The 12,489-nt window shown below is 38.9% G+C and carries 13 protein-coding genes and 2 pseudogenes; 7 read left to right on the plus strand and 8 right to left on the minus strand.

What is annotated here, in order from left to right; genetic code table 11:
* Positions 1 to 8: 8 nt before the first annotated feature.
* From NPUN_RS39130 to NPUN_RS16115, 5 genes and pseudogenes are all read right to left on the minus strand, one after another.
* Positions 9 to 508: pseudogene (locus tag NPUN_RS39130) on the minus strand (IS1-like element ISNpu9 family transposase); the annotation flags it as partial.
* Positions 509 to 525: 17 nt separating this feature from the next.
* Positions 526 to 1,866: a transposase gene (locus NPUN_RS16100; protein ID WP_012409619.1), complete on the minus strand. Its 1,341-nt coding sequence runs from the start codon at positions 1,864 to 1,866 to the stop codon at positions 526 to 528.
* 695 nt (positions 1,867 to 2,561) lie between these two features.
* Positions 2,562 to 2,837, minus strand: coding sequence for an HU family DNA-binding protein (locus tag NPUN_RS16105; RefSeq protein ID WP_012409620.1), 276 nt, complete (start codon positions 2,835 to 2,837; stop codon positions 2,562 to 2,564).
* 377 nt (positions 2,838 to 3,214) lie between these two features.
* Positions 3,215 to 3,682, minus strand: a complete 468-nt coding sequence (locus NPUN_RS16110; protein WP_012409621.1) for a DUF6985 domain-containing protein — start codon at positions 3,680 to 3,682, stop codon at positions 3,215 to 3,217.
* A gap of 178 nt (positions 3,683 to 3,860) precedes the next feature.
* Positions 3,861 to 4,928, minus strand: coding sequence for a WD40 repeat domain-containing protein (locus NPUN_RS16115; RefSeq protein WP_012409622.1), 1,068 nt, complete (start codon positions 4,926 to 4,928; stop codon positions 3,861 to 3,863).
* Positions 4,929 to 5,205: 277 nt separating this feature from the next.
* Here NPUN_RS16115 and NPUN_RS43315 point away from each other — a divergent pair.
* Positions 5,206 to 5,456: pseudogene (locus tag NPUN_RS43315) on the plus strand (DUF6671 family protein).
* A gap of 366 nt (positions 5,457 to 5,822) precedes the next feature.
* Complete coding sequence (locus NPUN_RS16125) at positions 5,823 to 7,133, plus strand: IS701-like element ISNpu5 family transposase (RefSeq protein WP_012409221.1); 1,311 nt, start codon at positions 5,823 to 5,825, stop codon at positions 7,131 to 7,133.
* A gap of 379 nt (positions 7,134 to 7,512) precedes the next feature.
* Here NPUN_RS16125 and NPUN_RS16130 read toward each other — a convergent pair whose 3' ends face one another.
* Positions 7,513 to 7,884, minus strand: a complete 372-nt coding sequence (locus tag NPUN_RS16130) for a hypothetical protein (RefSeq protein WP_012409624.1) — start codon at positions 7,882 to 7,884, stop codon at positions 7,513 to 7,515.
* 288 nt (positions 7,885 to 8,172) lie between these two features.
* Between NPUN_RS16130 and NPUN_RS16135 the strand changes: the two genes are divergently transcribed.
* On the plus strand, positions 8,173 to 8,691 hold the full coding sequence (locus NPUN_RS16135; protein WP_012409625.1) for a HEAT repeat domain-containing protein: 519 nt from the start codon (positions 8,173 to 8,175) through the stop codon (positions 8,689 to 8,691).
* A gap of 600 nt (positions 8,692 to 9,291) precedes the next feature.
* On the opposite strand, the gene NPUN_RS37700 is transcribed toward NPUN_RS16135, so the two are convergent.
* Together NPUN_RS37700 and NPUN_RS41940 are read right to left on the minus strand one after the other, a co-directional pair.
* Positions 9,292 to 9,531, minus strand: a complete 240-nt coding sequence (locus NPUN_RS37700) for a methyltransferase family protein (protein ID WP_148220327.1) — start codon at positions 9,529 to 9,531, stop codon at positions 9,292 to 9,294.
* 9 nt (positions 9,532 to 9,540) lie between these two features.
* Positions 9,541 to 9,687, minus strand: a complete 147-nt coding sequence (locus NPUN_RS41940; RefSeq protein WP_167315635.1) for a hypothetical protein — start codon at positions 9,685 to 9,687, stop codon at positions 9,541 to 9,543.
* An 84-nt stretch (positions 9,688 to 9,771) separates the two neighbouring features.
* On the opposite strand from NPUN_RS41940, the gene NPUN_RS39135 reads away from it, so the two are divergent.
* From NPUN_RS39135 to NPUN_RS16160, 4 genes are all read left to right on the plus strand, one after another.
* Positions 9,772 to 9,957 carry a hypothetical protein gene (locus NPUN_RS39135; protein WP_041565451.1) on the plus strand — a complete coding sequence of 62 codons (186 nt, stop codon included), beginning with the start codon at positions 9,772 to 9,774 and terminating at the stop codon, positions 9,955 to 9,957.
* A complete protein-coding gene (locus tag NPUN_RS16150; protein WP_234711106.1) occupies positions 9,950 to 10,609 on the plus strand; it encodes a hypothetical protein in 660 nt (219 codons plus the stop codon). The genes NPUN_RS39135 and NPUN_RS16150 overlap by 8 nt, the downstream gene beginning before the upstream one ends.
* A 47-nt stretch (positions 10,610 to 10,656) precedes the next feature.
* Positions 10,657 to 11,704 (plus strand): ISKra4-like element ISNpu15 family transposase gene (locus tag NPUN_RS16155; RefSeq protein ID WP_086000600.1). Its coding sequence is split into 2 segments (ribosomal slippage): positions 10,657 to 10,809 and positions 10,811 to 11,704, totalling 1,047 coding nucleotides; the frame shifts between segments, so codons are not numbered across the junction.
* A gap of 158 nt (positions 11,705 to 11,862) precedes the next feature.
* Positions 11,863 to 12,300, plus strand: a complete 438-nt coding sequence (locus NPUN_RS16160; RefSeq protein WP_012409627.1) for a hypothetical protein — start codon at positions 11,863 to 11,865, stop codon at positions 12,298 to 12,300.
* Positions 12,301 to 12,489 lie beyond the last annotated feature (189 nt).

Here is a 12,489-nt window from a genome sequence, read left to right on the forward strand (position 1 = left end):
GAATTGATTTATAAAAGTATGGTTTGATACTTCAAGTAGTGGAGTAATAATTTAATTGAGTATCTCAGCATTTGTTCTGATTTGGAATAACATAAAGTTTTGCGATGAAGGCGTGCAAGATAATGTCTAAGCCTTGTATTTTCATTTTCTACCCGCGTCATATATGTTTTACTCACAATTTGGTCTCCATCGGGAATAAAACTGGGGTAAACCTTCCAGCCATCAGTTACATAGAAATAGCATTTCCACTTTTCAATATTTTCCCAAAGTGGCTTAAAAGTTTCAGCTACTTCGACTTCGCTCAGTACAAGACTATGGTCTCCTAAAACCCAAGCTAAAATACCTTGAGTAAAGTGGTTTACTGCTGTCCACAGCCAAATTTTGTTTTTTTTGACCCAACAAATGTCTCTAATTCATCTAGTTCTCCCACTTCTGGAATCACATTTTCTTCCGGGACATCTGGCAGTTTCTCGCCCATTTGTTTCACCCAGAAAATAATAGTTGTATGACAAGACCTTTGCCAAATTACGAGGGTTCAACGCCTGTGGAAACGGGATGAACACGTCCCAGGTAAGTAAGCGTTGCAAAAATTTGTGCTAATAAAATAGGCTTAGGCTTTTGAGGAAGTATTTTTAACATTTCACGGACATATCGAAAACCACGGTAATAAGCTTTCAGGTCAATAATGCCAGAACCAGGATTATGTTTACGGAAATCAGCCAGAAGATGATGGGATAAATTAACCATGAAGAAGGCCAGATTAGCAGCATTAGTCACAGCAGTCTGGCTCAAATTCATAAAATCTTCTAAACCCCAAAATTGCTTGGCATCACGGAAGTTAAATTCGATTTGAAAATGGAGTTTGTAGTAATCTATTATTTTGTCAAATGATAAATCTAAGCCACTGGAAAAGAGAATTACATGGTTGCGAGCATTGGTTTTAAGATTAGTTTTGACCAAAATAACTACATTCAGAGGCTGGGAAAATTCTTTGTGAAGAAGAGTAGCTTGATAAATATCAGTTTTAATTTCATCCTCAATAGCACTTTTACATAAATATTTGTCAGGTAGATTACGATAATCTAGCTTGTCGCCGTATTGACGACGGGAGCGTTTACTGGAGTCAGGATTTTCATAAGGGACGTATAATGCTGAATCATGGCGCAACTTGGAAATTATATGCAAGTTAACTTGTCGTGCCATCCGCAAAGCATTGTTGTTACCAAAATGACCATCTACTACCAAGTACGTCAAAGGGATAAAGTTAGCTACTAGCTCGAATAGTGAGTTAATCATCTTTTTAATTAGTAATAGTTCAGATGTTAATATCACTTCAGTTTTGTTTTTGTTTTTACTGCCTTTTGGTCTTCCCCTTCCACGTTTCTCTTGAGATTTTATTTTTTTGATTGCTCTGGTGCTATTGATTTGGGTATCACTTTTGATTGCCTGTTCTATCCTAATAGGAAATGACTGTCTCTCTGACACGGTTACTAATGACAATACGAAGAAAGATAAACCATTAATTGGTTTACTGACCAGGCTAGAAAAAAATCTATCTACCCCGTATGTTTGCTTACCTGATTTACTAACTACAACTTCATCTCCTGCAAGCAAATATACATCCTGCTCTCGCCACAAATGTTTACGAAAAAACAGCCAAAACAATGTTGCCCAAGGTATTACTGTATGAAAGAACCTCAACATTGTCCGATAACTACCACCCATTTCTGCCCACCGGGATATTCCCAACATTGTGATTCGCCCATTCATCGCTAACATGGCCTGTATTATCTGGTTCAACTGCCGCATCGTTGTGGCGTTTATCTGCGGTAGAAGACATTGCAATAGTGATAAGATGTCGGGCATGGGCGGCTAGTAGTTTCTGAGTTGTCGTTGTGAGAGACAATAACTCTACTACGAAACGCCCTGCCTCTTCATGCTCTTATTTTGGCAACGGTATTGATCTATGGCGCTACTTTTTACGCAACTGCTTCCCAGGGTAAAATCCAGGCACTATCTAATAATTACTAATTCGTAATTCGTAATTAATTCATAATTGTGTAACTATCAGAATAGTTGTAAAAACCTTAAAGTTAAACAATTTTCTCCATGCGCTCGTTACTCTTTCAAAACTTAAAGCTGACTATTCCTACAGCTTTATTATTTACGGTTCTTGGATATATTCTAAGTCTATTTCTGAGTTTTCTTACCAATCCACAAGCAGCAAGATGGCAATTCCATCTAGAATTCGGGCCTGAACCCTAAAACCTTCATGAGCTTGCAATTTTTCAAACTCAGGCAGCATTCTCCGGTACAGCGCTCGGAATTCTAATAGCTCAAACAACTTTTTTTGTATATGTAAGTAAATTTGGACTCAGCAATCGTAGCACTAAGCAGTAATCGTAAGCGATGTCACTCGGCTTGCCGCTTGCGCGTCTACGCCATCTGCAACATCCACAATTTCACACTCACATTCCCCCTGTCATTGCCATACCCTGTCTTTATAACAGCGATTGCTATAGCTTTGGAGTGATTGAATTGCTACTGGTAAAGCAATTCATCTATGGCGCTACTTTTTCTTTAAACTGTTTACCAGCAGAAAACGCAGGTATTCTGGTAGCCGGAATCGTCATTGTCTCCTGGGTTTTGGGATTACGCCCTTCACGCTCGGCACGTTCGCGTCGCTCGAATGAGCCAAAGCCAATCAGCGTTACCTTTTCACCATTGGCTACAGCTTCGGTAACAACTGACAAAAAAGCACTGATGACTTCATCAGCTTGCTTTTTTGTGATGTTGGTCTTTGTTGCGACAGCATCCACTAATTCGCCTTTGTTCATAAATAAATCGCCCTGAAACATTGCAAGTAAACGAAATCTAGCATTATTACCTCTTATTCATAAAGGGGAAATGGAATAATTTTTTAGCAACACGCGAAAATTAACAATGCACAACGACTATTACTGTGTTGATTTGGCGCGATAGATCATTACCATTTCGTTTCCCTAAATGTTTGACTGTTGTAACTGTTGCACTTTCGGTTAGATAAATCCACTTTCATATTCAGTCAAAAGAGATAGGATATCTATCCATAGGTACTACAAAACAGCTAGGAAACGTTCAATAGGCAATCGACATTTGGTTCCTCTGGCAGCGATCACAGTATATAAGTGCGATGCTTCAATTCACCACGGCTTTTTGCCAAGCTATATAGTCTTTACCGTCCTGTTTCACCTATCTGATCTGCATCGTCTGCTACTCCATTACGAAAGCGTACTTCTAAGCCGTGTTCTGGGTCCCAGTCACACCCAGCTATCAACTTAAAGGTAGCAATATCTAGGTCATACTCCACATAGATATATGAGAAAGTGACCTGATCCCAGACCTGAATCGGATTAGGCAACACAGGCATTGACTCATCTCCAATCATGTCACGATATACATCATAATTTTGCAGCACCAGAGGAGCAGTGACGTGTAAAACATCAGGTGACAAGGCTAGAGCTTGCCGAATAGCTTCACGCTGAAGTGATGAAAGTTCCCCAATTTGCCCCTGTTCAAAATCCACACAAATCCGTACACGGCGATCGCCCAAAACAGCACATTGTGCTAAAGTCCAATAGTTATCTTCCAATATAATCTGTCCAAACTCAGCATCGTAATAACTTCTTGGGGATTCCATCATCTTCAGATACTACCTTTATTCTGGGCTTCCCTAGCAACTCCAAAAACTAGTGAAAATTTTACTTTGAAATTAGTCGTACTTTTTAAACGAGAATATCGATAGTTAAAGTTAAGTTCTGTATCCCTAACCAGCTTCTCCTTTTAGAAGTTCCCATTCATCCAAAATAGCGCAAATGCAGTTATTTAATTTGCCAAATATGTATAATGCTATCCTCATTGCTACTAACGAGGGTTTTACCATCCAAACTCAAAGCAAGCCCTAAAACCGAACTGGAACCATCCCTCGATGTGTGCAATAGTTTTAAAGTCTCTAAGCTCCACATTTTAATAGTGCCATCATAATTGCCGCAGATCAGAATTTTTCCATTGGGGCTAATCACAAGAGATTCAACTGAACTAAAATTATCAGCAAACTCATGCAGCAGTTTTCCAGTTTGAAGATTCCATAACTTCAGGGTACTAATTGCACGATTTCGAGAAACTAGCTGACCAAAACTACCAGTAACAAGCTTTTTGCTATCTGGAGTAATGGCAATAGCATCAACTCCAGTTTTGTGTCCTTTGAGAATATGGCGTGTTTTTTTGGTTTGTAAATCAATCAGCCTAATTGTATTATCATCGCCACCCCCAGCACTTACAAGGGTTTGCATATCAGGGCTAAATGCAACTTTACTCACAAATCCTGAGTGTGTAGTAATGGTATCAAGCAGCTTAAGCGTGTGTAAATCCCAAAGCTTGATTGTATAATCGTCACTACCACTAGCAATCAATTTACCATCTGAACTAATCGCAACAGTTTCTACTGGTTGGGTATGCCCACTGTCGCCCTTAAGCATAAGGAAACTGCGTAAATCCCAAACCTTCATTGTTGGGGTGCTTATCCCACCAGTTACAATTCGCTTGCCATCTGGACTAATCGCAATTGAAGTAACACCATCTGAGTGAGCGTCTAAACTACGCAACAATTTCCCAGTACGTAAATTCCAGAATTTAATTGTATCATCTCTACCTGCACTAATCAGGGTTTGCCCCGAAGAGCTAATCGCAACTGCTCGAACACCAAAAGTCACTTTTTTATGCCCAGTCAGTGTGTGAACAAGTTGAATCTGTGGTTGTAACTGAGTAATTGTACTCTTGTCTATGGGAAAATTTGAACTAGAAGAATGTACATCAATGACAGTGATATTTACTGCAATCGCTAAAACTATAATGACTGGTCTGGATTTGAGAAAATTCAATAATTTCATGGTGCCCAGGAATGCAATTACATAACATGGTTCCCATTTGATGGACGCAATCGCACCCAATCTGATAGACTACGGTCAAACACTGGGTATAAGTTAATAATCTAAATACGGTTTCCTAGTGATTAGAAAAATTATCATTTATCATTGTTTCAATCATGAATGACCAGCAATTATTTAACGAGCGTCTGGCTGTGTTGGCGACAATGCACCAAAAAGAAAATGTAATTGCTCCACTATTATTGAGACAGATATGCGGGCAATGTATAATCCCACTCGGATGAAAAATATTGCAAAAGCTACCCATAATTTACTCAATAAAATTAGCAGTTGTTGCCCTAAATGTAATATCCCTGGTTTTGAAATAACTGAAATAATTCAGGGATTACCCGGTGAATTTTGTCATATCCCAACCACTTTACCACTGACCGCAATTTCTCAATTAAAAAATGTGGTTTTAATCAAGAGAAACTATTTCCTAATGGTATGAAATTTGCCAATCCAGCCCAATGTATGTACTGTAATCCGTAGGGTATCTCTATAGGAGGAGGATTTGGTCAGAATTGGGATTGCTGGAGGTGCGTAGCTTACCGCCGTAGACATGGCATCCATTACTTAACGGGTAATTTAATTAGTCAGGCTTATCATCTGATGATGCTGTTTTAACCCAAATAGCAGGTGAGTTTGACAAATAAATCCAGTTTTATCATCAAGTTAAAGATAAATTAACCCAAGTATAAACTATACTAAATTATCAAATTTATGCCAAATGTCATCCTCATTTTCCAACAATGAAACAATATAGTATTAAACTTGTTTATGCTAAATATTTAACCCTCTTGTGTCACTATCGCGGTAGTATAATAATGTACAAAGCCTAGAACCAAGACATAAAGCATGGTAGAGCCTCGTTCACCCATAAAAACCGTCAAGTTTGTGGATGAATATTGCTTATGGTATAAAAACCTGTTTTCAGATGTTAGGAATTTTGAAGCTTTCAAATATCTACATATAGGATGTATTTCCGATTTAAAACGGAAAAGTCTACCTGAAATAGCGAAAATTGTCGGGCTAGATAACTATCAAGGACTACATCATTTCTTAACTACACCATCATGGTCAGTAGAACAGTTAAGAGCTTTGCGATTACAACTAATTTTAGAGGTACTAAAAGGAAGACCAATCATTTTAATTATTGATGAAACAGGAGATAAAAAGAAAGGTAATACCACAGATTATGTGAAACGTCAGTACATAGGCAATTTAGGAAAAGTAGAGAATGGCGTTGTGGCAGTCACAGCTTACGGTATGTTCTGTGGAATGACATTTCCACTGCTGTTTGAAGTATACAAGCCACGAGAAAAATTAAAGCCAGGAGACAAATATCTTACTAAGCCTCAAATCGGGGCAATGCTAATACGCAAGCTACAGTTAATGGGATTCAAATTCAACTTGGTACTAGCAGATAGCTTATATGGTGAGAGTAGCACAAATTTTATACCCGTATTAGATGAATTAGATTTAAATTATTTAGTAGCAATTCGCTCAAACCATTCTGTAGCATTGCTTAAAGGTCAGTATACTCAATATTTAAACTGGCATAAGTTTAAAAGAGTATTCTCTGACTTAAGTAGTGAGAATCGGTTTATTAGAGAAATAATACATGGCAAACGTAGCAATCATAGGTATTGGCAAATTACTACAGACACTCTTAACTTACCTGGAAACTCTACCTGGTATGTAATGAGTAAATACCCAGACATTACACCAAGAGAAGTTGGGAATTTCTATGGCTTTAGGACATGGGTTGAGTATGGTTTAAAACAAAGTAAGAATCAGTTAGGTTGGGCAGATTATCGTTTTACTTGCTATGAAGATATTGAACGGTGGTGGGAGATTATTTGTAGCGCCTACTTAATGGTTAGTCTTCATTCAGAATCTCTGCGCCCTTATCCCCTAGATTCTCAATCAACATTTGCTTCACATCAGAGGTGGGATAATGGTAAAGGTTGGAAGAATATTCTCAATAATCTCCGTCTCATCCTTCAACCTTTTACCCTATTTAATTTAATTCAGCCTTGGCTTTCAGTTTTTCCTATTCCTCATTTATCTTTGGGATTTGCTAAACTCCAATCTGTTGTTTATTACCTTACCTATCCTACTTTTATATCCCTGACTGACCCTGATTTCTATTTTTCCTCTGCCTAAAGTGACACAACAGGGTTAATCTGATTTTTGACTAGGGAGAGTTGACGTTTAAAAAGAAGTAACACATTCAGGATGATTCTTTTTCTAGAACCAATTACTGCTCAAGAGAAATATTAGCCGAGTAGATATGCCATCTACGTTGCTTTGGAGTTGAGCCAGGAACATTATTGACTCGTCGCAGCTTATAGCTACCACGAAAACGCTGTGGAGTTCCATTGCTAGTAACACTCGTAACAGTAACGGGAATTTCAATATATAGCGAACCTGCTGCCCCTTCTAAAGAACCTGGTTTTCCGACTTCTTCAACAATGGATACGATGTTAGCAAAACCCTGCTGAAATTCCTCAAATGATTGCTTACTGGCAGTACCATCTCCATCCTAAGCCAAGTAAGCTTGTTTATAGTCTTGGCGAGGGATGGCATCGTAATAATCATGAATGAGTTGGACTGCTTGTTGTTCTTGGGACTGGTTTTTTACAGGATTTTGTGTGCTAGAGGTGGGTGGAGAAGATGGATTAGAGGTGTCCGAAAAATTTGCCAATGTTAGGCGATTGGCAGATGCTAGTTGTGATGTAGCAGAGTTATTGCAAGCTGTAATGGACATAGCAAGCAATAAAACTCCAATGACTTTATAACGCTGTTTTAACCAAATATAAAAAGAAAGGTTGATATTCAACAAAGCTATCTCCTGTGGAATCTGCACTAGTAGCCTGATAAATTCAGCATACTTGAATTTATTGGTTACAGCCATTGACAAATTAAGATGAATAGTAATACTTTCAGCCAATAAGCCCCTAGTGTGGGCGACGCTATTTTTACCCCAATCTATGAATCTTCAAGAAGTCAAAAATCAATTTCCAGAAGCAGTAGGTAAGATCGAGACACTTGAAAGACTAGGGTTCGCTTCCCGTAGTGGTAATTAGATTGATACCCTTGACTTTGAGAAAGCACAGACAGCTTGTTGGTTAGTCGGAAGAGCCGATAATGATCGAGACGCTGATGCCCTTATTCGTACTTTGTCTGGTCAACGTCGTGAATTATGGATCTTGCAGCAACTTCCCTCAGTCTCATCGCTACTGAGAGACACCTAAAATCTTTGTTGTCTATTCTGTCTATTAGTTCTGATCCCATACAGCGAAATAGCGTGGTGTATGCAATCTCTTTTCTGTCGAATTACCAAGGAAATCAGGAAGTTATTAGTACGCTGACCGAAGTAGCAGCAAACATTGCTGAGGCTCCTTTTATTAGAGCGCAAGCATTAGAAGGAATTGGCAATAAGCTCTCTCATGAGTTACCAGAAAATTTATATCAGCCAGCAGTGAATGTAATTATCCAAGGATTGGATGATACTGAAGCTGAAGTTAGGTTTTGGTCATGTTTTGCTGCCGGGGCCTTAGAAATTAAGGAGACTTTGCCCAAGCTGCAACTATTGGCGCAGACTGATAAAACAATCGTAGCTGGGTGGTGGTCTGTAGGTGAGGAAGCTGAAGATTCAGTTACTCTTATGACTGGAGGAGAACCACCACTGCGTAAACCATACAATTTACCTACCAATTAACTATATTTTCTAGAACTCTAGTGGTCTGTCTGTTTTGTATTTGCTGTTGACAGATGGCGTGTTAGAAACGGATGGTGCGTGATATTTTTACCCAACGGACAACAGAAAGTCTTTTACGGTGATGATTGTTGGAAATAAAATTATCAGTCAGGTGGGAAAAATCGGTAATTCAATCTCAAGCGATCGCGATCGCACTTTGGCCCAATAGCTGCTGAAGATTGCACTCAGAATTTATCGGGAGAAGCTCATGAACAACCAACCGAATCACAAAAACTTTAGCCCACAAGAAACGCCATGTCTTATCTGCGGCTCACAAAATTTTGTGAAGGGGTCGTACCGTTGGAGAATCAGTAAGTCAGTGGGTGTAGTGAAATAGGCAGTTATTGCAGAGGGAGCAGGGGAGCAGAGGGAGTATAGAGACAAAGATTGAGTATTTTTTACTACCAAAATAGATTGCTTATACACTTATTTCTTCCTCTTCCTCTGCTTCAAGAGCTTCCTCTGCCTCAAGAGCTTACCCATCTCACTGTTAGAGCATTGCTCCCTGTATTGCCTGCCCTGCTAGGGGAATAAAGGTAAGCAGTACTCATACAGGGCAACCTACCAGAAATATGGCAACAACTTATACCTAACTTTTTCTGTATAGCTATCGTAGCCCTTGAGTTCTTGCCGCAAAAATTGCTCCTCAAATTGAATCCGTACAACCAGGATTGTCATGGGAACGATCGTTAGTAAAGATGCTGCTACGGATTCTAACCACAAGGACATACCAACCATCACTAAAATAGCACCTGCATACATAGGATGCCGCACAACGCCGTAAACTCCCGTATCAATCACTATTTGTTGTCAGTCTGCCTGATGTTTGACCGCAGTTGCTGCAAAGGTATTTACCTTAAACGACAGAGAAATAATCCACCAACCAACGACATACACGACTAATCCCAGTACCGAAATTATCTTGCTTGGTTGAGCAAACAGATGAAATCGGAACACATCTAAGGGGATGAAGGCAATTATACCTAAGAATGTTGCGATTAATAAGCTGGCAAGAATTTTGTCAGCCAGAGGTTGTGACTCTTGAATAGGTGGTTTGAGCCAATTCCTGAGAAATTATCTAGCCAAATCGACGCAGGTGTTAGACTCACTATGAAGAAAGCTATTGAAAAACATCGCCGTCTAGTAGAATCTATTAGCATTTGGCAAAATGGCCAAGTTGTGAGATTAACCGCCATACAAATTCCTCCTCTCAACTCAGATGAGTAACCTATTTTCCCTCATTCCAGATCAAATCCGAGATAAACTACCACTGACGGAAGATAAAAAACAACTACTTCAACAGCAAACCATTAGTCAAAATATTCCAGGAACAATTCTGCGGGATTTTCAAACTATTTTAGAACTTCTCCAACCCAATGGTGTTGAAGTTAGTAGCACTTATCACCAATTATCGCTTAAATATCTCCAACAACTTAACTTACAATTGAGTTATCCCATAGATATTAACCTCAAACGTCCTGTACAAAAATCCTATCCTTATATTCACGGTCTTTATTTTCTCCTCCGCACCTCTGGACTGTCTCAAGTTATTACCGAAGGTAAAAAGAGCAAGTTAGTTTTAGACCAAAAAGTTCTGCAAATTTGGCAAGGATTAAACCACACAGAACAATATTTTACCCTGCTAGAATCTTGGTTAGTTTGGGGAGAAAGTGAACTCTTAGGCGACCAAAGAGATATGTTTGACCAAGCATATCGCTGTTTATTATTTTGGAACAATCTCCCATCATCAGGATTAAAAATTAATAATTACTCAGAACAAGATAAATTAGTTTATTATGGGTGCATCCCAGTTTTTATTATTCCAAAACAAATAAATAACAGGGAAGGATTGTTACAGAAAACGGAAGTCAGGAAGTAAGGGGATATCAGGAAGGGATAATAAAGTCATCAAGACTAGGTGTATCAATGACTCCTGAAGAAGAACAACAGATAAAAGAATATTCTCGTGCAATAGCAAAGATACTGTACAAAAGTACTACGGGTGAGCAACTCACAAGTTTGGCAAAAATAGAAGAAGTAGTACGCTCTCAAATGCGGAAGCATGTAATGCCAGAAGTAGGGTTTTTTTATCGAAAATGCCACAGGAGAAAGCAGAGGATACAAACGAAAAATAAAAAGTATTATTGGAGAACTGCCAATTACAAACTCTCAAGCACAAAAGCTAGAAATTAGACCCCATAATCAATTGAGTCCATATTTAGAAGCTTGTTGCTTACGAATCAGCGCGTCGGTATCGTATCAACGTGCGGCAGAAGATATTGAATATTTAACTGGTGTAGAAGTATCAAAAAGTGTGCAGCAACGATTAGTGCATCGTCAAAATTTTGAATTACCGCAAGTAGAATCAACTGTGGAAGAATTGAGTGTGGATGGAGGAAATATACGCATTCGTACAATCAAGGGACAAGTCTGTGATTGGAAGGGTTATAAAGCTACCTGCTTACATGAAAAACAAGCTATTGCTGCCTCATTTCAAGAAAATAGTCTTGTAATTGATTGGGTCAAAAGCCAATCAATTGCTCCTATCTTGACCTGTCTTGGCGATGGCCATGACGGTATTTGGAATATTGTCCGCGATTTTGCTCCCGAACACCAGCGTCGGGAAGTACTTGATTGGTTTCATCTGATGGAAAACCTACACAAGATTGGCGGTTCTAATCAACGGCTCAATCAGGCTAAAATCCTTCTCTGGCAAGGAAAAGTTGATGATGCTATCGCTGTCTTTGCTGACTGTCAGCTAAAACAAGCTTTTAATTTCTGTACTTATCTTGAGAAACATCGACACCGGATTGTCAATTACCAATATTATCAAGCAGAACAAATCTGTTCCATTGGTTCTGGTGCTATTGAGTCTACTGTCAAACAGATTGACCGTCGAACCAAAATTTCTGGCGCACAATGGAAATCTGATAACGTTCCTCAAGTCTTAGCTCAACGCCAGAGCTTATCTTAATGGATTAATCTTTGCTCACTAAATAAAAACTGGGATGCTCCCGATACAGCGTAAGTATATTTATTTATGTACCCATCTTATTAATACACCTAATGATAGTGCCAAATTCACTTTTTAACAGTGTAAATAAAGGTAGGTACTTTAAGAGGTAACTAAGTATGGCAACCTTATCTAATCCCACACTGTCAATCGATATTTTTACTAATTCAGAGCCTAATGTCAGTGTAAGGGTCGATGTCAGACTCACTTCGTTTGAGACTTTTCTTATTGAGAATGAGGTTGGTTTCCAGCTTACAGCTAAATTAGTTAGAGACGATGGCGGTTTAAACCTAAGAGATAATGACTTGTTCTTGTTTCCAACTCAAAACATCACTAGTGCAGGAACTTATACCTTTCAATCAACAGTTAGCTATAGCACGCTGAATGAAGATAGTGGCTTACTTAACAAAGGTAATGAGCTATTCGCCAACTTTAGCCTTACAATCACAGAACAAATGTTTCCATTAAATGTATCGATTAGCAGCCCTAGCATTGAGAGCAGGATGGTTTCATTCTCTAAAGAGACTGAAAAATCAAAGGTTCTAGCGATTAAGTAATTGCGCTCATTTAGCATCACGTTTTGTCAGAAACTCACACCCCAGGCCAAATCAATTCAAAAAAGGTATTGTAATAGTCAATACCGTTGCCAAAATAAGACAGGACTTACGCAACTGGCACAATGCGATCGCCAGTTGATAGTACATGAGTATTAATTAAATCTGATTTTGAAAGCCTTGTCTTCGTAA

It is taken from the genome of Nostoc punctiforme PCC 73102, assembly GCF_000020025.1.
Lineage (GTDB): Bacteria > Cyanobacteriota > Cyanobacteriia > Cyanobacteriales > Nostocaceae > Nostoc > Nostoc punctiforme.